The following is a 25,007-nucleotide window of genomic DNA, read 5'->3' as shown; positions in this document are numbered from 1 at the left end:
TTTAGTCCAAGAATAATCAGGAGTGTAAGTAAAATGTATACCGAACAAAGCTTACTCCACAAGCTGAAAACTTTAAGCACACAGCTCAAAGGTATAAATGAAATACAACCAACATCCATAAAAGAAGTGCTCGAATTAAGCAAGGAACTTAGTAAGGCTCAAAGAGGTGTTGGTATATTCCCTGAGTCCGCTTTACAGGATTTATTATCTAGTTTAGACACATACCTTGAGCGACCTAATGCTTCCCTTACTTATCTGCTCATAGAAAGAATTGAAGAAATTTGCCGCATCCTAGCTCAAAATAATATGTTCGTTAATAATATGCATGTTGAAGTGATAAAAAAAAATACAACACAGTTGTATAACAAAGCACTGATCATTGACAGTTGTCATGAAGACGGAACAAAACTAGTCTCAATAATCAATAAATGTGATTACGATGCCGTATTAATTAGTAATACGAATGAATTAAGCGCCTACCTTCATGCTCACGAACATTCATCATCTCCCCTTATAATTATTTTAAAGTGGAATGATGCTGTAAATGAGCCTGAACTACTTAGAAAAATAACAGAAATAAAAAGCGTACTTCCTGCCAATGCTTTATTGCTATTAATGTGCCAAGCCATAGATATACAATTTAGGCTCAAAGTACTCAGAACAGGCGTTGATCGATACATCCGCATACCTAACCATGAGACTTACATTACTTCAATCGTTAACTCTGTATCAGATATGAAAAAACAGTCTCCATATCGTGCACTGATTGTTGATGATAATAAAATTTTTTTACGCTTGTACGCTGATCTACTAAAGTCACAAGACTTTGAGACCTATGAGTTTCTAAACCCTATGGAGGTACTCAAACATTTAGAAAAAATGCAGCCTGACGTTATTATTCTTGACTATCATATGCCTGATATCATGGGTCCGGAGCTGGCAATTTTACTTCGGGAACAACCCCAATATGTTGACGTACCTATTGTTTTTATCTCAGCTGACACCGATTATACGTCTCAGTTATATGCTCTAAAAACTGGCGCTGACGACTTTTTATTAAAACCGGTTGAAAATGAACATTTTTGCGCCTCAATTTTAGTTAGAGCCAGACGGTACCGCTTAAAAGCAACCTTAAAAGAAAACCTACAAAAAGAAGTCTATGAGAGAGACAAAGAACACCAAGCCATTAATTCACACGCCATCGTAAGTATTACCGATAAAAAAGGAGATATCATATATGTAAATGACTATTTCTGTCAGATCAGTGGTTATACAAAAGAAGAATTAATAGGAAAAAACCACCGTCTTATTAAATCTAATGTGCATGATGAAGCTTTTTACAGAGAAATTTGGAGCACAATAAAAAGTGGCAAAACTTGGCGAGGGGATATTTGTAATAAACAAAAAGAAGGTGGCCTATATTGGGTAAATTCTACCATCACCCCTATGGTAGACAAAGAGGGTAAGCCTTATCAATACATCTCTATTAGAACCGATATAACTGCCAATAAAATGCTGCAACAAGCGCTCCAAGCCATGGTAATTAGCACATCCACAACCATTGGCACGGAATTTTTTGAACAAACAACACAAGGGCTCACTTTAGCAACAGGTGCTACCACTAGCTTTATCTCAGTACCAACAAATAACCCCGGCATAATGAAAACAATTTCATTATTTCATGATGGTGAATTACTAAATGAATTTGAATATGAACTCAACGGCACACCGTGTGAACAAGTAAAAAATAATGAAATCTGCTTTTACAAAGAGAATGTACATAACCAGTTTCCAAAAGACACATTTCTAAAAAGTAATAATATTGAAGCTTATATTGCTGTACCACTCATATCAGCTCATGGTGAAAGGTTAGGCCATATTGGCTTAATGAGCGATAAAAAGCTGTTTAACTCTGATTACATAGTGTCGTTATTAAGCCTATTTGCGGATCGTGTTTGCTTAGAAATGCTCCGACTCAGAAACGAAGCAATGCTTGTTCAAGCTAAAGAAGAAGCTGATAGAGCCAATAGAGCTAAATCAGAGTTTCTATCTAATATGAGTCACGAACTACGCACACCTCTTAATGCCATTTTAGGGTTTGGCCAATTGCTTGAAGCCTCAGACAGTATAGCTCAGAGTGACTTAGAAGATGTTGATGAAATCCTAAAAGCCAGCAGGCACTTACTACATTTAATAAACGAAATTTTAGATTTATCAAAAGTAGAGGCAGGTAAGTTTAACATTACAAACAAAACCACAGACGTCACCCAAATCGTTGCAGAATGTACTAAATTAATTGCAGCTCAATGCTCTGAAAAAACACTTACTTTGCATGTTGAGCAAACGTCAAAAGTCTTCGCTTTATGCGATCCTTTGCGACTAAAGCAAGTACTTATCAATTTGCTCTCCAACGCCGTAAAATACAATCGTAGTAATGGAGAAGTATGTATTACAGTCTCAAGTAATGATTATGGTTGCTCTATCTCAGTTGCAGATACAGGTGTGGGTATGACTGAACAAGATTTAGAAAAAATTTATGAACCCTTCAACCGCCTTGGTGCTGAAGACTCAGAAACAGAAGGTACTGGTATCGGACTCACACTGACCAAAAAGTTAGTTGAGTTGATGAGTGGAGAGCTACTCGTAGAGAGTGAACTTAATGTAGGCAGTACCTTCACAATAATGTTGCTAAAAGAGCAAGTTAAGCCAGATTATTAGCGGCAAAAATAAGTGCAGCAGCATTCATGAGGTATATAAGCAATAATGAAAATATCTGAATCAGTCCCCTATCCATATATGGTTACGCTACTTGTAACCATGTGCATGGTTACCTTGTATTTTTTCGCGCAGCAACATTTTACTGAAAACTCACTTAATACACTCTCAGCAAACCAACTACAGCAATTAGAAAATACGCTACAACGATTTGAGGCTTCATCAAAACACCAAAAACCAAAAGCTTTATTTCTTGCATGGTCAGCTCCCTCGGGCATAAAGCGCACAAATACGACGTATGAGTATTTAATCTCAACAAAAAGCACCAAGGTACTGGCTACCACAAACAATGTAGATATGAGTAAGCGACTAGCAGAAATTAGCCCTTATGCGAGTCGTTTTGAAGGCTTAAAAGAGTCTGAACTGGCCATTTTTAGTGATAGAACTGTGCTTCATGGCGCAATAAAAGTGTGCAGTACAGATGCCTCGGCTCAAAGCTTGTGCTACCTCTACTATGTAAAATATAATTTACCGCAGCGTTTAACTGCATTACAGTTCGACTTTTTACTGCTTTTTATCGGATCTGGAATACTCTTAATAGTACTCATCACCAGTTATATAAAGTTAAAAGTTCGCCCGCTAAACAAAGCACTTTTAGATTTTCCAAGCGCTCAAAAGTTCGACAATAAAACAGGAGATGAATTTTCCAAAATTGTACAAAACCTTTCCTCCATAGAAGCACAAAGTAAGGCTGATAAACTACAACTAGAAACTGAACTATCGCAAAAAGAAATCCTATCTTCTCAACTTCACTCTCAATATTCCCGTATATCAGCCATTATCAATACGGTTGTAGATGGCATTATTACGATAGATAAAAATGGCATTGTAGAAACCTTTAACCCAGCGGCACAAATCATCTTCGGCTATCAATCAAGTGAAGTGATAGGAAAAAATGTAAAGATGCTCATGCCCTCTCCTTATCAAGAAGAACACGACCATTATGTTGCGAATTACTTAAAAACAAATAAAGCAAAAATAATTGGCTCTGGAAGGGAGGTACTTGGTCAAAGAGCCAATGGTGAACTATTCCCGATGGAGTTATCCGTCAGTGAGATGAGCGTTGACGGCCAAAGAATGTTTACAGGGATTGTCAAAGATATTTCAGATATTGCGCAGCAAAAATCACTTTTAAGTGACCAAGTTGCTCGAATAAAAGCCATTATTGAAACAGTTATTGACGGTATTATTACCATTAATGACAAAGGGCTAGTCGATAGCCTTAACCCGGCGGCAGAAAGAATATTTGGTTACAAAGAACATGAAGTCATTGGTAACAACATAAAAATGTTAATGCCTGCGCCATATCAGCAAGAACATGATCAGTATCTAGTTAACTACATCACTGGCGGCGAAAAAAAGGTAATTGGTTCTGGGCGCGATGTGTTAGGCAAACGAAAAGATGGGTCCATTTTTTCTATGTCACTGGCCGTCAGCGAGATGGATGTAAATGGCGAGCGAATGTTTACCGGCATAGTCAGAGATATATCGGGTATCGCCCAGCAAAAAGCACTACTTGACGACCAAGTGTCAAGAATCAAAGCAATTATTGAAACCGTTATCGACGGTATTATTACAATCGATGATAAAGGCCTAGTAGATAGTTTTAATCCTGCCGCAGAAAAAATATTTGGCTACCAAGAACCTGAAGTGATTGGTAAAAACATTAAAATGCTTATGCCTGCGCCTTATCAACAGGAGCATGACCAGTACCTAGCTAATTACATGACCAGTGGCATAAAAAAAATAATTGGGTCCGGCCGTGAAGTATTAGGAAGAAAAAAAGACGGCTCCGTTTTTTCTATGTCACTCGCCGTGAGTGAAATGTTTGTCGGTGACAAGAAAATGTTCACTGGTATTGTGCGTGATATTACCGAACAAAAAAAATATGAAGCAGCATTGAATCAATACCGCCAAGACTTAGAAGAACAAGTTAAACAAAGAACCAGTGATCTTGAAGCTGCCACTAAACAAGCACAATCAGCAAGCCATGCTAAGTCTAAATTTTTATCTCGAATGAGCCATGAACTTAGAACGCCACTTAATGCAATCATTGGTTTTACACAACTTTTAGAGGAGGAAAACTTAACCCTAAGTCAAACTGATAGCCTTAAAGAAATCTCAACGGCTGGCAAAGATCTAGCTCTTATGGTCAATGAAATTTTGCAAATCGCATCAATTCAAACGGGTAATTTATCACTGAGTTTGGAAGAAGTGTCACTCAACGAAAGTTTGCAAGAATCTATTGAGCAACTATTACCCGCTGCAAATAATAAAAACATCTCAGTGTCATTTGATAATGATATTCAATTTTACGTCAAGGCAGACTATGCAAAGTTAAAGCAAATTATTACCAGTCTTATTGATAATGCCATTCGATATAGTAATGACCGCAGTAGCATCTCAATCACGTTAGTGAGAAATCATAATGATGTAAGTACCCACATTATCGATACAGGTATTGGCATATCAGCTCGAAGACTTAAGCATATATTTGAACCATTTGAGCGTGGGGGCGATCAGTACACTGGTGAAGAAGGAGTTGGTATTGGATTAACAATCGCAAAAGAGTTTACCGAGGCTATGGGCGGCTTCATGCGTATTCAAAGTACAGAAGGTGAAGGCACCACTGCTACTTTTGACTTACCACTAATAAGAGAAGAAACGCTCTCCCAGAGTAAGATTAATAGCGTACTCTATATCGAAGACAATGCGACAAATAGAAAATTGATGAAGCGACTTGTTAATCGCTTTGACAATATTGTGTACCATGAAGCAGTCAACGGCTACAGCGGTATAGAAGCCGCTAAATCGCTCAAACCCAGCTTAATTTTATTGGATATAAATTTACCCGATATTTCAGGCTATGAAGTATTTCAAGCCCTCAAAAACCATGATGATACCAAAAACATTGCTATTGTAGGTATCTCAGCAAACGCGATGTCTACAGATCAAGACAAGGCAAAAGACCTTGGTTTCACAAGCTATATTACCAAACCCATTGAGCTTGATGAATTGAAAGCAACGTTTGAAACCTTACTACATTAGGATTCAGTTATGACGGGTTATATTACGTTTCTTGTGTAACTGCATCAGATTTGGATAAGGCTTGTTAAATAGAAAAGGCTATAACTTACATTACTTATATGAAAATAGTGATATTTCATTCCATACCTAGGTGTTTTTATACCAATTGCATTAAATAAATGATCAGATATTACGATAGATAAATCATTTAATAACTAGGCAGGAATTTCCAATTTAATAAGCATAAAATAATACTTTTAGGTTCGTTTAATGTAGTGTTGTTGAAACTTGCTTACAGTTTATTGCTCAATTTTTGAAGTGACTATTCATGATTTTTTGGTACATTACAAACAAATCAGAGCGCGAGCACACTTTGTTAATTTCTGTTAACCAAACAAGAGCTCTGTTCTAATGTTATCGTCAAAATTAGCAGCAACAAGCTTGCTGCGAATTGAGCCTTTGCTTTTTGTGTGCTGCTTAACCATATTGCGAACAACTCGCCTAAATAGCGCCATATGCTGAGCACTTAATGGCTCATGGATTTGACAGTTGTCTTCCTTACCTATAGTCATACCATTATGATTATATAACCTTTGCGAATTGTGGTAATCCATCAATTGAAAGCTGATATCTTAAGTTCTGCGCGGCTATATTAATGCGTCTAAATGTGGCAACGACCACTTTGTATTTCTGGTACGAAGAAGACTGCCAAATAAAGTTCATATTTATTCATGTGAACTCTCAAATTGCAGCTGGCATAAACGCTTGTATAGCGGGTCAGAGTCGATTAAAACGTGATGCTTACCACGGTTAACAATTCGTCCTTTATCCATCACAACAATACTATCAGCGTGCTTTACAGTAGATAAACGATGCGCGATTATCAAGGTTGTGCGCTGCTTCATTAATTCCACCAAAGCAGCCTGAACATGATACTCACTCTGGGAGTCTAGTGCGCTTGTTGCTTCATCCAGCAATAAGATTTTAGGGTCTTTTAAAATAGCACGCGCAATAGCAATACGCTGCTTTTGACCACCTGAAAGTCTAACGCCTTGCTCTCCTAAAAAACTACTGTACCCTTGTGGTAATGCCTCAATAAACTCATGAGCATGCGCTTTTTTTGCGGCTCTAATAACTTCCTCATCACTCGCTGAAGGTTTTCCATAGCGGATGTTATGCATTACATCCGCACTAAAGAGTACAGGGTTTTGAGGTACTGATCCCATCAGTGCCCTCAAATCAGATAAAGATATATCACGAACATTAAAGCCATTAATGCTTATCATTCCCAGCTGCGGATCATAAAAACGCTGTAACATTTCAAACAATGTACTTTTCCCAGCTCCAGATGGACCCACAATGGCTAACACCTCACCGTGATTTATCGTTAACTCAATTTTATCCAATGCTAACTGTGTTGGCCTTGAAGGATAACTAAACGATAGCTGTTTAATATCAATGGTCATATCGGCATTCAAAGCCAATTTTTCTGGTTGTAATGCACTGGGTAAATTACTGTCTACTTCGAGCAAATGTAATAACCTTTGGGCTGCACCTGCTGCACGCTGTAGTTCAGAGTAAACTTCAGCGATGGTCGCAACCGACATGGCCACCATAACCGCATAAAAAGCAAAGGCAGCTAACTCCCCCGCCGTTATTTTGGCCAAGATGACATCATTTCCCCCAACCCAAAACATCACTGTAATGGCACTAAAAATAAAGAAGATGGCAATAGCGATTAAAAATGATCGGTGCCTAATTGTTAATTTAGCAATACCAAATGCAGATTCAACTTCGTTTGAAAATGCCTGATACTCAGACTTTTCTTGTGTATAACTTTGCACCACTTTAATGTTTTGGATTATTTCACCGGCATAAGTGCCTATATCAGCGATAGCATCTTGACTGCTGCTGGCGAGCTTTCTTACTTTTTTACCAAAAGCAAACATAGGCAGCAATACCAAAGGAACAAACGCAATAACAATGAGCGCCAGTTTAAAGTTAGTGATAAATAGCATTATCACACCACCGATCAGCATCAGTGTACTGCGCAATGCCATTGAAAATGACGAACCTATAATAGACTGCAGTAAGCTGGTATCGGTGGTTAGTCGGGAGGTTATTTCGCCACTACGGTTATCTTCAAAGTAGCTCGGGTGTAAAAATACTATTTTTTCAAATACCGCTTTACGTAAATCCGCAACAACTCGCTCTCCTAACCAACTCATTAAATAAAAACGAAAAAACGTACCAGTGGCTAATAACAGTATCAGTACTATCATGCTCAGTACGGCGCTTTGTAATTGCGCTGATGAATTTGCTACAAAGCCACTGTCGACCACAAATCGTACACCTTGGCCAAGAGACAAAGTAACTGCAGCGGTCACAACCAATGCGAGTAAAGCTAATAATGCTATTAGTTTATAAGGTTTAATAAATGAAATAATAGGTAAGATACTTTTTATCGGCTCTTTTGTATTCGCCACTTTTTTTGCTGTGGTTAAGTTACTCATTAACTATTTTTCCTTTGCTGAAGTCTTTTCCCCCAGCGTTTTTAAAACAATAAAATACCGTTACTATGGTATAAAAGCATGTTAAACGGTTCCATCTAGGTGATATAAAGCTAAAAAGTAATCGCTACTTGAGTGCCAGAGCTATCGCTCGTTAAGGTGTATTGCAAGGTAAGCTTTTCACACAAGCGTTTGACGATATTCAAACCTAATCCCAAACCTTGACTGTTTTTGCCTTTAACACCTGCTTTAAAAACCAATAACTGTTCGTCATTCTTAATGCCTTGCCCTGTATCTTCAATAAGTAGCGTATTATTTGCAAAGGAAATGGCAATACGCCCTTGCGTTGTATATTTAAATGCATTGCCAAGTAAATTATTTAATAAAATTAACAAACTTGTTTTCTCTACCGGTACTTCTACGAGGCTACCAACATCAACTGTTAGTTCAATGTCTTTACCATCGAGGTGCTCGTATTGCTGTATTATGCTTTGCTCAATCGCAGCCAGTAGCCGACTATTTCCTTGCCCTAGCTGATCTTCACGTGCCAGCGCAAGCAAAACCGTGAGGCTTTGCTCTATTTGTTGTTGAGCTGAATCAATACGTTGAACCAAAGATATTTGCTGTTGATCTAAACTGGTTTGCTTTAATAATGTTAAAGCGCCTTGACTTATCGTCACTGGCGTTCTTAATTCATGAGAGACATCTCGGGTAAAGACCTGCTCTCGACTAATGAAAGCCCGAATTCTATCTAGGGCTGATTCTAGCGTTTTTGCAAACGTGCCTATTTCATCGTTTTTGAACTCAGTTGCAAACCCTTGAGGCAGTTTATCAACAGGCGCATTGTTGAGTATAACCATTAAATTATCTAAGGGCTTGAGCAAGCGCTTCGCTATTTTATATGAAGCAAAGCCCATAATAATGGCGATTAAACAGGCAAAAGCACAAACAAAAAGCAAAAAGTACACCATCCCCTCAGTGATCTTTCGAACCACTAAATGATCACTCACTTCTGCCAGTAGATATCCCTGCTGCTGTTTTAACTTTAAAAGATGAAAGTGTTGATCATTTTCACCTGCAAACTCTCTGCGATTTGGCTCTTCAAGCAACAAACTCAAGACCACGCTAGGTAGCTGCGCTTGGGTTTGAAAGTAACGAATAAAATCAAGCTTTGGCTGGGCAACCTGCCCTTGAGAGAGCTGTGTTTGCACAACCTTAGCTTCATCTTTAAGTAAGTCGTAAAAAAACTGGTCCTCAATGTTATATGCAAACAAAAAGCTACTTAGACCAAATAGAGCACTGGTAAGTAACGTGCTCCCTACAAAATAGATAACGATACGGTTACGTAATTGAGCTGTTTTCATCACTAACCTACTTAATTTACTCAGAAACTGAAATGTCTAAAGCAAAGCCCACTCCGTGAAGCGTTTTGATAACCGCCTTAGGGAATGGCTTATCGATGGCCTTACGCAATTGGTAAATGTGTGAACGTAATGCATCCGAATCAGTGGGCTCATCAGCCCAAATTTTGTCACATAACTCGCTACGGCTTAAAGCTCTTGGATGTGCTTCCATCAGCACACGTAGGATTTTCAGTGGAATGGGCTGCAAACTAATTTTTTTTCCTAAACGCTCAACAAGATGTGTTTGTTTGTTAAAAGTAATATCTCCAATGGTAAGCATATGCGTTGTATTGAGCATATGACGCTGTGTCAGAGCCATACAGCGCACCCATAGCTCCTCCAGCGCAAATGGTTTAGTTAAATAGTCATCAGCACCTTGCTCAAACCCTTGTAATTTATCTGCCAAAGTATCTCGTGCAGTCAGCATAATAATCGGAACATGCCTATCAGCATGTTGCCTTATTTTTTCACAAACCTGTAGCCCATCAATTTTTGGCAACATTAAATCAAGTACAATGCAATCATAATAATGTTCAAGCGCTAACGACAACCCTTGCTCTCCGTTGTACGCAAAATCGACCACAGCGTGCTTTGATTCAAAATAATCTGCAATATTACGGCTGATATCTTGTTGATCTTCAACCAGCAATACTTTTATAGAATTTGCAGGCATCGTTACTTCTACCCTGTATATGCTAAATCAAAAAATAATATAGCTGCACTTGTGAAAGCAACGTGAAATCTGCTTTCACACTGTCTTCACACCCAAGTTGGCACCTTAACATGATATCTATATAGGATCATATGTCATGCATAAAAACTCAGGTATCACCCTAACAGCATCAGCGCTCTGTCATCAGGTAAAAGTGAACGCTGGTGACACATTAAGTTTAATTAATACGTTATCGCTAAGTATAAAAAGTGCTGAACAAATCGCAATCACGGGCGCATCAGGTAGTGGCAAGTCCACCTTACTTAGCTTACTTGCAGGCCTTGAAAACATTCAACAAGGCACTTTAACCGTTGAGCATCAAGGTATTTCTGTTGACGATAATTATCTTCGTCAAAATAGTGGCTTTGTTTTCCAGCAATTTCACCTATTGCCCGAGCTTGACGCCATCAATAATGTTGCATTACCACTGAAGTTGCGAGCCGTCAAAAATGCTGATGAGCAAGCCGCCCAATGGCTAGAAAACGTGGGCCTATCACACAGAAAAAACCAACCTATTAGTAAACTCAGCGGCGGTGAACAGCAACGTGTTGCCATAGCAAGAGCGTTTGTTAATCAGCCAAGCATCATTTTTGCTGACGAACCAACGGGTAATTTAGATGAGCAAACAGCTGGGGAGGTTGCTTCACTTATGTGTGATTTTGCACGAAAAAACCACGCCACATTGGTTTTAGTTACGCATAATTTAGCGCTTGCCAAGCGATTAGATAGCCAGTACTGCTTAGTACAAGGAGCGCTAGAAAAATGCGAATAAGCTACCCTAATCAGCTACTTTCAATATGTATGCTATCGCTACAACAAGTATATTTACACACTAAACGAGGACAGAACTTGCTGACGGTTTTAAGCCTTAGTGTACTATTTTTTTACTTCAGCTTTATTACATTAGTCGCACAAGGCACCCACAATTATCTAACACAAAACTTGCAGCAGCTATTAGGGGCCGATACGGTAATTCAAACCAATCGCCTTATGCCTAATGATGATTTAACCAAGCTGAAAAGCTTGACGAGTAACGTAAGCATAGGTCAGCTATATAAGCTCACCTTAACCCACAAAAACCGGCATCAATTCATACAACTTAAAGCGGTAGATGATAATTACCCACTGCAAGGCCAATTAAAATATAGCCAAAATACCAACCTTAATGGAGAAAATATAGCGTTGCCACCTAAGCTGTCGCAAATATGGCTAGAACCAAGACTTGCCTCTGCACTAGGCATAGAAATAGGAGAGACACTAACCTTAGGTAGTACTGAATTACTCTTCTACGCTTACCTTATTCATGAGCCTGACAGGTTGCATGAAGGTCATTCTAGTGACATGCGTGCTCTAGTTCATAAAGCGAGTATAGAGCGTGAACACCTCAAAGTGAACCAACACCGTTACTCATTTAATCACCCTGATGAAGTCATAGATAAAATACAAAATATTCAGCGTAATATGAGCGACAGCCACTTATTTAGCAAAGCTCTTGGCAGACACCCCGTCTCAGCTATTTATCAAAGAGTTGAGAAATTTCTAGGGCTACTAAGCGTGTTACTTATCATTTTGGTCGGGATTATTTTATTATTAGCGAGTAATAAAACCAGTGAGCCATTAAGCCGCTTTATCGCAATCTGCATGGCCAATGGTATGAACAAAAAATACAGACTCCCTGTCATTACGGTTAATTGTTTATTTATTCTCATCGTAAGTTTTGCGCCAGCATTTATACTGGCACTTTTAAGTGCATTATACTTCGAGCAGTTTGTTCAACAACACATGCTTGGCTTTGCACTTATCTGGCAGCCTATCGATTTAATCAAAGTGTTACTATTATCATCAATGGTCTATATCGGCCTATCAGCACCTATTTGGTTTAAAGTCTATCAAGCACAAACCATGCAATTGCTATGCGCGCATACTCCAAGTAAAAGTCAATTAGTAGTAAGTGGCCTTTTTCTGTGTTTTGTGATGACATGTATTGTTTATTCGTATTCAGATAATTGGACCTTAACGGCTCTATTATTGGGTAGCCTTAGTGTATGCATCGTTGGATTATTAATAATTAGCACCTTGGTGCTAAATCTAGGGCGATGGGGACTCGGCAAACATACAAAGCTGCTTGGCTTTACGCTTTATTTAATGCGAAAAAGGATCTATATAAAAACGGCTCAAATGATGTCTCTGGGCCTAAGTATTACACTCGTTTTAATGTGTACCAGAATACACCAAGATGTCAGCTCTATGCTTGAACACTTTAAGTATACACAACAAGGAAACCTTTTAATTACCCAAGTGGATAAACAACAACAACACTCACTTGAACAGTTTTTAAAAACACACAAAGGAGAACTTAAAGAATTTTATCAATACCAATATGCGCAACTGACCCACATCAATAATATACCATTAAATGAAGTTGATATTTCAGTCAGTGATACGTTGAGCACAGTACAAAAGCCAATCAGGCTTCATTGGAGTCATGCTACTCCTCATAACAATAAGCTTGAGCGTGGCAATTGGAATAAAAAAGTACAATCAAATGCGCTGAAAAGTATTTCTATTGAAGACGAAGTATTTAATGAACTAAACCTAAAACTTGGCGATACCATTCAAATGCAAATGCTGGCACAGAGCGAAATATTTAGCGTGTCTTCAGTTCATAGCTTTGTGCCAGGTAGCAGCAATGTTACTTTTTGGTTTGTGGCACACTCAGCCAATGCGATAAATGGCGTACCCATATATAACATAGGCAGTGCACAAATACCCGATGATGCATGGCAAGCACTTGCAACACTTTGGCAGGCTCACCCCTCTATGCGTTTGCATTCTATCGATACACTCCTTAGTCAAACACGTAAATACCTCAATATTTTGACCAGTGCAATACTCACCTATAGTGCTTTGATCAGTTTACTAACGATATTGCTACTCATCGCAGCAATACAAAGGCACTTACAACAAGATAAAAAGCGCAATGGCTTGCTTGTTAGCTTTGGGCTAAGTAAAAATCAACAATACAAATTAGCGCTATATGAGTGGCTAATAATTGCGACATTACCAACTGTTAGTGCATTTACTTGTGTGTATTTTACGATTGATGCATTTTATCAATATGAATTAGGACTTGATTACAAACCTGACCATTTAACGCTATTACTCCATGCTGCCATTGCTGTATTAGTTATTACTTTAATAGGATTGATGGCCACAAAAAAACAATTTGCGGATAGCGTAGCATCGCTGCTATTAAATAAATAAGGGTGTAAAGGCCCTTTACACCCTTATTTATAAACAGTTATGCCTATTAGCATAAGTAAAAAGCAAAATTGATAGCAAAAAATTAAACTGTCAAATTTATGCTAATTGGTTTGACTGAGCGCATATCCACCTTTAAGGTGACCAACATGCTCAAAGCCCAAGCGCGATAGAGCCTGCGCTGCTACTTGAGAGCGACTGCCACTGCGACAAACTAAAATGAGCTCTTGTGATTTATCGTGTTGCTGTTGGCAAATAAAGTCTGTTAAACGTGTTAATGGCACATTCACGTCAAACTCTTGGCTGTGATTAAGTGCATACTCGTGTGGCTCACGAATATCAATAAGCTTAGCCTGAGAATTGGCTTGCAACTTTGCTTTAAGTTCAGGGGCATTATATTCTTGCAACTGCTTTTTATTACATGTACTTGTAAATGCACCACACATAATTTCTTCACCAATGTCATCGTTGATATTTTTATCTAATTCTTGTTTGCGCTTCACAAACTGCTCAACGCTCACCTCTGAAGTTAAAACATCATTGAGCAACGTATTCCTGCTTGCTTCTGCTTTAAAGTTAGTCACAAATTCATTATGGTAATCATGGCTTGGGCAAAGCAAGCTTTGTTGCCCTACAAGTTGCGCGAGCATTTTCAAGCTCTGATACATTTGCTTCGTGTTGCTGCTTGAAAAATTTGTTCTTCCAAGGCTGCCCATTAACACCAGATCACCACAAAATACATAGTTTGGCACCAGCTCGCCAAGTTGTAATTGCTCTTTCTCACATAACACAATAGTAATACTGTCATCAGTATGTCCGGGTGTAGCAACACGTAACAAGTATTTATCACCTATTGAAATGGCTTCAAACTGCTGATTATTTAATTCTACCCTGGTAACCTCTGTAGGCCAGCCAAGATGATCAGCATGCTGTTGTACTAAATGCTGTTGAGCTAACGCAACACGACCTGACTGATGATCAGCATGTCCATGGGTATCAATCGCGGCAATTAATTGTAATTGCTGACATTGCAAGATAGTAAGTAAACGCTTACTCAATTCAGGTAAAGGGTCTATGATCACTGCGGTTTTGGTTAATGGGTCTGCGTATAGCCATGTACAACTGCCACCCATTTTAAACTGTACTAACCCTTGTAACTGTGACTTATTATCGATACTGCCGGTGGCATTTAATAAGCAACTATGACCTAATGCTTGTGCACAATGGTGAATACGATCACAGGCTTGATCTATTTGCTGCTGAGTAACCGCAGGGCCGAATGACATTCTAATCGCAGACTCACTTTGCCAAGCAGGCAATCCCATCGCATCAAGCACAAAGCTACGTGTTACTTTAGAGCTACAAGCCGAGCCTGAGCTAACTCGAATATTGGCCGCATCAAACAAGTCCATTATTTCTTTTGAACTAAAGCCTGGAATAGCAAAGTTAAGCGTTGTTGGTACACTGTTGGCAAAGTCGTGATTGAATAAAACAGTTGGAAAGGCATTTTTTAATGCTAATGCCAGTTGAGAGCGAAACAGCTGCAACTTACCCTCACTTGCAAATACACCATCACCATTACCTTGCAGCTCATCAAAAATAACATTCAATGCCGCTAAACCTGGCAAATTTTCAGTGCCAGATCGCAACCCCCCCTCTTGTCCGCCACCTGCAATAAATGGCGTAAAAGGCGCGCCTTGGCGAATGTATACAAAGCCAATACCCTTAGGAGCATATAGCTTATGACCACTAAAAGGGGCATAATCTATACTGGTTTTTGCCAGCTCTAAACCGCGTTTCCCCAATGCTTGAACACAATCTACAAGCCAATAAATATCAGTATTGTTAGCACGAATAACCATTTCAAGCGCATTTAAATCTTGGTATACGCCGGTTTCATTATTGACAGCCATAGTGCAAATCATCAATGCGTTTGGCACTTCTTTGGCAATAAAGTCGTAATCAAGCGTGCCTTTTTCATCTACAGGGATTGCTTTAATTTTGGCGTTAATTTCTAACACTTGGTTCCAGTGCTTTAAAGATTCAGGTACTGCTTTATGTTCCGTTGCACCATATAAAATGCTGTAATTTTTACCCGGTTGTATTTTTTTTCTTGCCGCACAAAGGGCCGATAAAATACCGGTTTGGATCCCTTCCGTTGCGCCACTGGTAAAAATAACTTGCCCATTGCCTGCGCCTAAAACTTCACCCGCTTTACTGCGCGTTTCATCCATAACTTGTTTTGCCTGCAAACCACTAATGTGACTGCTACTTGGGTTGCCAAACATAGTTTCCATGGTGGATAAAGCCGCTTTTGCAGCCTTTGGTAATACAGGTGTTGTCGCGTTTGCATCTAAATAAATTTGACTTAACGCTTGTTGATCAGACATGGCTGGACCTTTCTTTATATCGAATTGGCTAGTTATAACTAAAAATTATATCTAATTACTTATTGCTATATTAGCAAGTTTAGCTGCTTATTCAACCATTAATTTTCTTAAAATGCCGTGCAATTGCTCTAGCTGTAAGCTTTTCATTGAGTTGTAGTGAATGTTTTTCGACCACCCCCTTATAACATTGTTGTGCATTTCAGGTTAAATTAAAGTTAAAAAAATATAACAATGCAGTTTATTTTTTGTTCATTTTAGGTCATCGTAAATGTGAATCCACTTCAAACAACATGTAAAGGAAATAATATGACAAAGCTAAACACTCTCACTTTAGCCGTTACTTTAGGTTTGGCTGCAAACAGTTACGCAGCACAAATGCTACCAGTAGACCCTGATAAAGCGATTGAAGATAAATATATTGTGGTCTTTGACACACCAACTGTGGTTGACCAAAAAGATGCAAATCGCATATCTGCTTATTTAAGTACACAAGGGAATGATTTAGAGACTAAGTATAATGTACGTGTAGAGCGTAACTTTGGTACGGCACTAAATGGTGTGCTCGTTAAAGCAAGTAAAAAACAAATCCATGAAATGTTAAAAGATGGCAACATCAAATACATTGAACAGGATCAGGTAGTTTCAGTAGAGCCAATGGTTGATACTAAAGTTGAGCAAAAAGCAATTGACATACAAGGCGACCAAAATAACGCGGTTTGGGGACTAGACCGAATTGATCAAGCCGACCTACCACTTAATGGTGTGTATCATTATGATTATGATGGCTCTGGTGTAACCGCTTATGTTATTGATACTGGTGTACTCATTAGCCACAATGAATTTGGTAACCGAGCAAGCCATGGTTATGACTTCATCGATAATGACTCTGATGCAACTGACTGTAACGGGCATGGTACTCACGTCGCTGGCACGATTGGCGGCTCGCTTTATGGTGTTGCCAAAAATGTTAACGTAGTCGGTGTAAGAGTACTAAGTTGTAGCGGTTCAGGCTCAAATTCAGGCGTTATTGCGGGTATTAATTGGGTTAAGAACAACGCCAGTGGCCCATCTGTTGCCAATATGAGTTTAGGCGGTGGCGCTTCACAAGCCACTGATGATGCAGTGAACAATGCAGTCGCATCTGGTATTAGCTTTGTTGTAGCAGCTGGTAATGATAACAGCAGCGCATGTAATTACTCGCCAGCTCGCGCAGCAAATGCTGTTACTGTTGGCTCAACAACCAGTGGTGATAGCCGCTCAAGCTTCTCAAACTATGGCACATGTTTAGACATCTACGCACCAGGTTCAAGTATCAAATCAGCATGGTACAACTCTAACTCTGCAACCAACACCATCAGCGGTACTTCGATGGCTGCGCCCCATGTTGCAGGTACTGTTGCATTATACCTTGATGAAAACCCAAGCTTAAGCCCAGCGCAACTGGATCAAATGTTAAGCTCACAAAGTGCCAAGAACAAGCTGTCTGATGCCAAATCAGGTTCACCCAATGAGCTACTTCAAGCGGCAAGTGGACCAATTGTTGAGCCACCCATTACAGAGTTAACCAGTGGTGTTGGAGTACCTGCAAACGGTGGTGCAGGTTCACAAACATACTTTAAAATTGATGTCCCAGCAGGCAGTGATGCACTATCATTCGTATTAGCAGGTGGCTCTGGTGATGCTGACCTTTACGTTCAACAAGGCCAAAAGCCAACCCAAAATAGCTACCTATGTCGTCCGTATAAAAATGGTAATGCTGAGCAATGTGACTTTACTAACCCAGCAGGGGGTGAATGGTTTGCTATGCTACACGGTTACGCGGCATACAGCGGTGCCACACTAACCGCAACAGTTGGCGGCGATACCGGCGGCTGTGGCAGTGACTGTTTACAAAACGGCGTACCTGTGGCAGGTTTAGCTGGCAGCCAAAACCAACAAATAAGCTATACAATTGATGTACCTGCGAACGTAACACTTAATGTGTCTATCTCTGGTGGCAGCGGTGATGCAGACCTTTACGTTAGAAAAGGCGCGGCACCAACACTATCTAGCTATGACTGTCGCCCTTGGCAAAATGGTAATAATGAAACATGTACCCTTAACTCAGGACAAGGTGGTAAATACCATATTATGCTAAACGGATATAGCAGCTTTTCAGGCGTAAGCTTAGTAGGACAGTACTAATATCGTTTTATAAATTCATAAACACAAAAAGCCCCAACTAATAATTGGGGCTTTTAATTACTCAAACAATCACTTCTGGTTTATTTATTATCACGTTTATACAACCCATCAAATACAGTATGCCACTTTGCTTGCTTATGCGTTTTACTTTGCCACAATTGACGCACTGTGCCATTCTTATTTGGTGTCCAAGTGATACGCTCAAAAATAAAGGTACCTGATTTATTTTGGCGCTTGCCCGACAACGACATACTACCGGCACTCAAACCACCATTTAGCTGTAGTAATAAGCCTGAATTATCTACCCATGTTTGATGCCACCTGCGCGTAGTCGTATCAAAAATATTTAAGCTTTCTCCAGAAAACCCCGACAATGCAGTGTATTGTTCTTTCACAACACAACCGTCATGCGATTTGCTAATGACGTTATTTCCTACTAGCTTGTTATCTGGTGTAAATACCTGCCAGTTGCCTAACCAAAAATCAAATTCATTAAATACTTTGTCATCGCACTTTGCCAAACTCTGTGTGCTGATAAAAAAACAGCCAATAAGCAGTGGTAATTTTAACATCGTCACTTTCTTAACCTCTTATTATTATATAAAATAGGCTCTCGACCCCAAAACAAAGCCAAAGTAAGGGTTCATCAACACGCCCTAATACATAATACGCTTTTTTAGTTTTCTCTTTTTATAGTAACGTTGTTACTGATGAATAAGCAGCAAAGCACCACTTCACTAACTTCGTAACGTGTTGTATGTAAGTACTTTGCAGAGCACTTTATGTAAGTGGCGAATGATAAAGCATTGAAAGCCTCGATTGAACTATGCAAATAATCAAACTCACTCGTCGACTTCCATTATTAAGACATTCACACTCAGTAGTTAGCTACACACCTAAATGTTTAAACATCTTGTTCTTTACTCATAAAATCAGCCATTCGCTGCATAACTTGCTCTTGGGTTAAATCTTCTTTATGCGTGGCTATGGTCCAAACATGTCCGAATGGGTCTTGCAATGTACCCGCTCTATCACCGTAAAATTGATCCTGTATAGGCCTAACTTCTGTCGCTCCATGAACAATCGCTTGGGCAAATACTTTATCTACATCGGCAACATACAGCATTAAGCTAACAGGCGTCCCCCCTAATGTTTGCGGGTCCTGAAAATGTGCTTCGGGGCACATATCTGAGAGCATAATATGTGAGTCTCCAATTTTAAGCTCTGCATGCGCAATTCCTCCATCTGGCATTGGTAACTGCATTACCAATTGCGCATCAAACGCTTTTTTGTAAAACTCAATCGCATTAACGGAGCCATTAATAATTAAGTAAGGGGTCACACTGTGGTAGCCTTTTGGGGTAGTTGGTACTGTCATCACTTTCTCCTTTTTTAAAACCCGTTTATGAGGTTAGTTTAAGATTGTGACAAACGCACAAGATGTTTTTATGAGTAATGCAATTAAGCGCAAGCACTTAGTGTGTATTTCATGGTGCAGCATGTAATTAGGCCATTAATTACAATCAACACGAAGTGCTACTTTTTCAATACCATGTGATGGCGTCCACTGTTTAAATACTGCAAAACCATATTTATTGTATAGCTTAATCGCTGGGGTATTAACAAGTGCGGTTTCAACCGTTGCTTGTTTTATATCACACTCATTCAATACGTAGTTGATGAGTTTACCCGCAATGCCTTTTCTAAAAAATTGCGGATCAACTGTTAAACTATGAATATCTAAATGCTGCTCACTAATTTGTATTTCAATCACCGCGGCTAATGTTTGCTGATCAATGAAACCATAAAATTCGCTCTTTGAACTGGCTATATCTTCAATGCTACGCAACAGTGGAGGGAAGTTCTCCACACCTATCAGTTGCGCCTCTATCTGGTAAGACTTTTGAAATACCGTATGAATGCCTTTGGCCTGAGCAATTTGAGTGTGATCTAGCTTAGTTATCATTTCTATCCTTTTTTGTAAGACCTTAACGCTGAGCATAAAAAATAGCAATTAATCATAAATATGATGACAGTAAATGTATCAATTAATAACTATACTTATTAATTCTAAATAAGTGCTGTCAAATTTGTTTGCTACCAAAGTGCAATAAAGAAACCTCGGAATGTGTAGCCAAGCTAACATAACGACATATAAAACAAAGCTATTCTATATACTACAAGGAGATAAAACATGAGTTATGTAGACGGTTACGTTTGCGCGGTACCAACCAGTAAACGAGAAGAGTATTTGCAACACGCAAAAGTGGCTGCAAAACAATTAAAAAAATATGGTGCAGAGCGCATCATCGAAAATTGGGGTGATGATGTGCCAGATGGTGAACACACTTCCTTTGTCAAAGCAGTTAAATGCCAAGATGATGAAACAGTGGTGTTCTCTTGGATAATGTGGCCATCAAAAGCAATTCGAGATGCAGGCATGACCAAATTTATGGAAGACCCTATTTGCGACCCTCAACAAAACCCTATGCCTTTTGACGGTAAGCGACTCATCTACGGTGGGTTTGAAACTATTTTAAGCATATAGTTAAGACAGCCATTTTTATAATAGCTAGTTTGTCTATATCAAGGTTTTGGTCTGGCTTTTAAAGACCATAAATTAGCTAAAAGGCAAATCATTGCATATTTTATTACATACTTTTTGATGCGATTGCAATATTGTATTAATCGCTTTTTTTAGTTACAAGAATGGTCAACCCATTAACAAAACTTTGCCCAATTTAAGGTGTTTTTAGCAAATTTATAGTGATACGCCTATTTTTTTATTCAATCAGTTAAATTTATTATCCCAAAAAACAAAATAAAAATAGACAATCGTTCACCTCACAATAAAAGCCCAAAAGTAGTTAACCTTTGCAAGCTACTTTATTAACATATTGTTTTTAGCACAATAAAAGTGACACAGCAGACTTTGCTTAACTTAAAAACCCTCATTGCTCTTCTTCACCTCCTATTTATAACTTTAAAATATACTAAATTACAAAACAATATTTGACATTATTAGTTTTTCTCAATTGCCGATGTAATTGTGTTCGGTACACTCTGTTTTGGGTTACTTGTCTAGGCCATCTACACGTCTTTAGCAACTAATTCACCCCGCTATTAATAATAAAAATGAATTATCAAGGGATTCTTATGACATACAAACTATCTCCTGTTCGTAATGCCGTAACTACGGCACTACTAATGATGTCAGGCACAAGCTTTGCCTCAGATGGCGTAAATGAAGCAGCAAACAAAAAAGAAACAAAAGAAATTGAACGAGTCGCTGTAACAGGCTCTCGCCTTATCAGGCCAGAGCTTACGTCTTCTTTACCTATCACAACAGTAACCAGTGAAGATATCGCCCTCAGCGGACTTACCTCTATCACTGACGTGTTCACTCGATTACCCGCAATGAATGGCAATCAAGTGTCTATTGATGAGAACTTTGGTGCCGATGCAAGAAACAATGATGGTAGACAAAAAATTCAGCTACGTGGCCTAGGCTATGCTCGCACCTTAAATCTACTCGATGGTGTAAGAATGGCTGCTGATACCGATGGTTCGGTCGATATTTCAATCATTCCAACCACAATGCTTAAAAGGGTTGATATTAAAAAAGGATCGGCTTCTGCAATTTATGGCTCCGATGCCATTGCTGGGGTAGTTAACTATCAATTACTAAAAGACTTTGAAGGAATAAAACTCAGTGCATCAACGGGGATCAGCGAATACAATGATGCCCCAACACACACTTTCAGCTTCGTTGGTGGTACAAGTTTTGACAATGGCGGATTAACGCTAGGTATAGAAGCAAAAAAAGTGGGCACATACAACCGAGGTTCTCGCAGCTTTTACTACCCAGATCGAAGCGATCAAAAGATCCGTGGTATTTTTGAGGGTACTAATTTTTTGAGCATTTATGGCCCAGATGGCAACTTCACCTACTCTGATTGTGACCCAGATACTGCCACCGCCACTTATTACATGATGCACAGAAGTAATGGCTCAAATGGCAGCGATTTAGCCGATTTTGCACCCTATTCAGCCACATACAAAGGACAAGCAGGGCAAGCATGTTGGGAATTAGAAGAAATTGCCCAAGAGGAAGCAGAGAAAAAGTACAAAGAGGCCCATGGTTATAACTACCAAGGTGAAACACTCGATGCTTCACAAAGGACCGAATACAGCATTTTACTCAACTCCTTTTATAATTTTACAGATACGTTAGAGGGGGCTTTCCAACTTCTCTATGCTGACAAAGAAAACTATGCTCAAGAAGCTGCCGCGGTAGTATCAGGCCTATTTGTTAGCAAGGATAATGAGTTCAATCCATTTGGTCGTGATGTGCGAATGAACCGCCGTTTAACCAATCTCAATAAACGAAACACCACAACAGTAACAACACCTTTGCATGTGCGCTTTGGCCTAAGTGGAGAGCTGTTTGAAAACTGGACCTGGTCAAGCGACTTAGTACACAGTACTTATGAAGCCAAAACAACCTACCCTGCGGCTTTAAATAGAACGCTACTTCAAAACAGCTTAAGTGGCCCCGATGTGTGCCTTGCTGAAGATAGCTGCTCTGCACTAAACCCTTTTCTAGATCTAGAAAACCTCAATAGCGAGTTATTAGATGCCATTATGATTGAGGGAATTTGGACTGAGCATAAAGCGACTACCAACACTTTTAACTTAAGCGCTGTTGGCGAAGTGTACGAGCTACCTGCTGGCAGCATCCAAGTCGCACTCGGAGTTGAGTATCGCACGGAAGAGGCCAGCAACAAATTTGATGATGTTCGAGGCAAGTATAGATTGGTCGGTAACTTAGCGCAGGAAGAAAGCAACTTACCACCCAAACGTAAAATTAAAGAGGCCTACATAGAAACCAGTATACCTTTGCTTGAAGACGCATACTTGGCAAAGCATTTAAGTGTTGAATTGGCTTTGCGCTATTCAAACTACAGTGATTCGGGTTCATCAAGCACGCCATCAGTCAATATTTATTGGAAGCCCGTTGATGAGCTCATGGTGCGGGCAAACTACTCAGAAGGTTTTAGAGCCCCTACCTTGTTTGATTTATATCGTGGTAGAGAAGTACTTACCGATCGTTGGTACTCTAACTCTTCAGATCCGTGTAGCAACACAGGTTGGGAACAACTCCCACTATGTAAAAGTTTTGGTGCAAGAGTTGCCGAAGCTGAGCCCTATCAATGGTCGTTTGAAATGGGTGGAAACGAAAACTTAAACCCCGAAACTTCTACATCACGCAACTTAGGCTTGGTTTGGACACCAGAATATATCAAAGGCTTGAGTGCAACTTTGGATTTCTGGAAAGTTGATATTGAAAATGCCCCAGAGCGTTTAACACGCGTCATGTTGCGCGAAAACGCACGTACCAATGGTGAGTTGTTTGCTGATTTAATTCAGCGTAACCCAACCACGCATGTGCTTGAACATTACAAAAGTATTATTATTAACATCGGAAAAACGCGATCTCAAGGATATGACTTAGACTTAAATTACGCATTTTCAGAAACGGCATTAGGGCAATTTACAGTAAATTATTCTTTGGCTGAAATCACGCGTGGTGAAAACCAATACTTAGGGGATGACGAGTGGACGCCATCAATAGGACGCTATAATAATTTAGAAACTAAGCAGTCTTTTGGTATATTTTGGAATAAAGGAAATTGGAGTTCATCATTTACTGTAGCCTACGGTAGCAAAGCATTTAACTCCGATGAAGATGACATACTTGATTTAACCGACATACCAGAAAAAGACCAATACAGAGAAGCCAGAGAGTATGCCAAAAGCTGGTCGCCCTCTTATGACTTAAAAACCCTTACACTTGGGTATGATGCTCAAGCATATGGTCGTTTTAATCTAACCGTGCAAAACCCATTTGGTGAAACACCGCCATTTTATGATATAGCACGAGGATATGACCGAGGGCCAAACCCAAGGGGTCGTTACTTCACCTTATCATGGTTTAAAGAGTTTTAATTAAAGGTAGACAGAACACGCAGTGTTCAAAGAGATTGGCCACTGCGCGTTCATTGTTTAACTTTTATACTGCCTTACTTTAATCAAACAGCATACATTAATAATGGAATATATCCCCTTCGCACGTCTCAAATGCAGCAGCTTATATCTGATTTAATAGATTTGGAGTTCACCTAACAGGCAGCTATGAGCGAATAGGTGTTTCATGGAGCAGTAGGTAAAGCACACAACCTTGATGTGTATTGTGAGCGACAACAGCATAAGCGACGACGAAGTATAAAAAGTAGCGAAGCGCTATTTGCCTAATACCCTAACTGCACCAATCACTTCACACATCAATGCCCGCAAATGAGTAGGGCTTATTGTGATTAAAGTATGGAGTAATTCTAGCAAAGCTACACAGTCACTGAGCAATTATGGGTTAATTTTGGTAACATTGGTGAACAAATAATATGTAGCAAGTTTGATTTGCTCTTTTTTAAAGTGACTGTCCCTTTTCGTTGCTTTTTTCGTTGCTTAAGTGACTGTCCCTTTTCGTTTTGCGGTCCCTTTTCGTTTTGCGTTATTTTAAAATAGCCATAATCTGGCTATCACTAAATTTTGATTTTTTCATGCAGAATCTCCTTCGATTATTTTACGAGAAAATTCCACTTTTGACGTCAACTATTTTTCGGGAGGATCACCTTTGCCTACCAGTTTGCCAGAGGAAGGTCCAACTGGTGCCTGAATTTGAATT

General features: G+C 39.4%; 14 protein-coding genes and 1 pseudogene. 7 read left to right on the top strand and 8 right to left on the bottom strand.

Going from position 1 to position 25,007, the window contains the following annotated elements; genetic code table 11:
* The first annotated feature begins 33 nt into the window (after positions 1-33).
* Positions 34-2,718 carry a hybrid sensor histidine kinase/response regulator gene (locus SANK73390_RS19730; protein ID WP_462768055.1) on the top strand — a complete coding sequence of 895 codons (2,685 nt, stop codon included), beginning with the start codon at positions 34-36 and terminating at the stop codon, positions 2,716-2,718.
* A 45-nt stretch (positions 2,719-2,763) separates the two neighbouring features.
* Entirely contained in the window at positions 2,764-5,823 is a 3,060-nt protein-coding gene (locus SANK73390_RS19725) for a PAS domain S-box protein (protein ID WP_462768054.1), read from the top strand.
* A 365-nt stretch (positions 5,824-6,188) separates the two neighbouring features.
* Here SANK73390_RS19725 and SANK73390_RS19720 read toward each other — a convergent pair.
* From SANK73390_RS19720 to SANK73390_RS19705, 4 genes and pseudogenes are all read right to left on the bottom strand, one after another.
* Positions 6,189-6,362, bottom strand: a pseudogene (locus tag SANK73390_RS19720) (ISAs1-like element ISPsesp1 family transposase); the annotation flags it as partial.
* Positions 6,363-6,527: 165 nt separating this feature from the next.
* Positions 6,528-8,315, bottom strand: coding sequence for an ABC transporter transmembrane domain-containing protein (locus SANK73390_RS19715; protein ID WP_462768053.1), 1,788 nt, complete (start codon positions 8,313-8,315; stop codon positions 6,528-6,530).
* Positions 8,316-8,425: 110 nt separating this feature from the next.
* Positions 8,426-9,676, bottom strand: coding sequence for a sensor histidine kinase (locus SANK73390_RS19710; protein ID WP_462768052.1), 1,251 nt, complete (start codon positions 9,674-9,676; stop codon positions 8,426-8,428).
* A 16-nt stretch (positions 9,677-9,692) separates the two neighbouring features.
* Positions 9,693-10,388 carry a response regulator transcription factor gene (locus SANK73390_RS19705; RefSeq protein WP_462768051.1) on the bottom strand — a complete coding sequence of 232 codons (696 nt, stop codon included), beginning with the start codon at positions 10,386-10,388 and terminating at the stop codon, positions 9,693-9,695.
* Between the two features lie 136 nt (positions 10,389-10,524).
* Here SANK73390_RS19705 and SANK73390_RS19700 point away from each other — a divergent pair, with 136 nt between their 5' ends.
* Together SANK73390_RS19700 and SANK73390_RS19695 are read left to right on the top strand one after the other, a co-directional pair.
* Positions 10,525-11,199, top strand: a complete 675-nt coding sequence (locus SANK73390_RS19700) for an ABC transporter ATP-binding protein (protein WP_462768050.1) — start codon at positions 10,525-10,527, stop codon at positions 11,197-11,199.
* Positions 11,190-13,691 (top strand): ABC transporter permease, encoded by a 2,502-nt coding sequence (locus SANK73390_RS19695; RefSeq protein ID WP_462768049.1) that lies wholly within the window; start codon positions 11,190-11,192, stop codon positions 13,689-13,691. The genes SANK73390_RS19700 and SANK73390_RS19695 overlap by 10 nt, the downstream gene beginning before the upstream one ends.
* Positions 13,692-13,792: 101 nt before the next feature.
* Here the strand turns inward: SANK73390_RS19695 and SANK73390_RS19690 are convergent, their stop codons facing one another.
* Positions 13,793-16,078: an aminotransferase class V-fold PLP-dependent enzyme gene (locus SANK73390_RS19690; RefSeq protein ID WP_462768048.1), complete on the bottom strand. Its 2,286-nt coding sequence runs from the start codon at positions 16,076-16,078 to the stop codon at positions 13,793-13,795.
* A 306-nt stretch (positions 16,079-16,384) separates the two neighbouring features.
* Here SANK73390_RS19690 and SANK73390_RS19685 point away from each other — a divergent pair, with 306 nt between their 5' ends.
* On the top strand, positions 16,385-18,262 hold the full coding sequence (locus SANK73390_RS19685; RefSeq protein ID WP_462768047.1) for a S8 family peptidase: 1,878 nt from the start codon (positions 16,385-16,387) through the stop codon (positions 18,260-18,262).
* Between the two features lie 80 nt (positions 18,263-18,342).
* Here the strand turns inward: SANK73390_RS19685 and SANK73390_RS19680 are convergent, their stop codons facing one another.
* The 3 genes from SANK73390_RS19680 to SANK73390_RS19670 form a co-directional block, all read right to left on the bottom strand.
* Positions 18,343-18,834 (bottom strand): hypothetical protein, encoded by a 492-nt coding sequence (locus tag SANK73390_RS19680; protein WP_462768077.1) that lies wholly within the window; start codon positions 18,832-18,834, stop codon positions 18,343-18,345.
* Positions 18,835-19,166: 332 nt separating this feature from the next.
* The gene (locus SANK73390_RS19675; protein ID WP_462768046.1) at positions 19,167-19,640 is read right to left on the bottom strand and encodes a VOC family protein; all 474 of its coding nucleotides are present in this window, start codon (positions 19,638-19,640) and stop codon (positions 19,167-19,169) included.
* A 135-nt stretch (positions 19,641-19,775) separates the two neighbouring features.
* Positions 19,776-20,228, bottom strand: coding sequence for a GNAT family N-acetyltransferase (locus SANK73390_RS19670; RefSeq protein WP_462768045.1), 453 nt, complete (start codon positions 20,226-20,228; stop codon positions 19,776-19,778).
* Positions 20,229-20,456: 228 nt separating this feature from the next.
* Between SANK73390_RS19670 and SANK73390_RS19665 the strand changes: the two genes are divergently transcribed.
* The gene (locus tag SANK73390_RS19665; protein ID WP_462768044.1) at positions 20,457-20,810 is read left to right on the top strand and encodes a DUF1428 domain-containing protein; all 354 of its coding nucleotides are present in this window, start codon (positions 20,457-20,459) and stop codon (positions 20,808-20,810) included.
* Positions 20,811-21,418: 608 nt separating this feature from the next.
* Positions 21,419-24,271: a TonB-dependent receptor plug domain-containing protein gene (locus SANK73390_RS19660; protein ID WP_462768043.1), complete on the top strand. Its 2,853-nt coding sequence runs from the start codon at positions 21,419-21,421 to the stop codon at positions 24,269-24,271.
* The last annotated feature ends 736 nt before the right edge of the window (positions 24,272-25,007 follow it).

The organism is Pseudoalteromonas sp. SANK 73390 (genome assembly GCF_054966645.1).
Note: the sequence above shows the minus strand (reverse complement) of the source record. Positions and strands in the feature narration are given on the sequence as shown.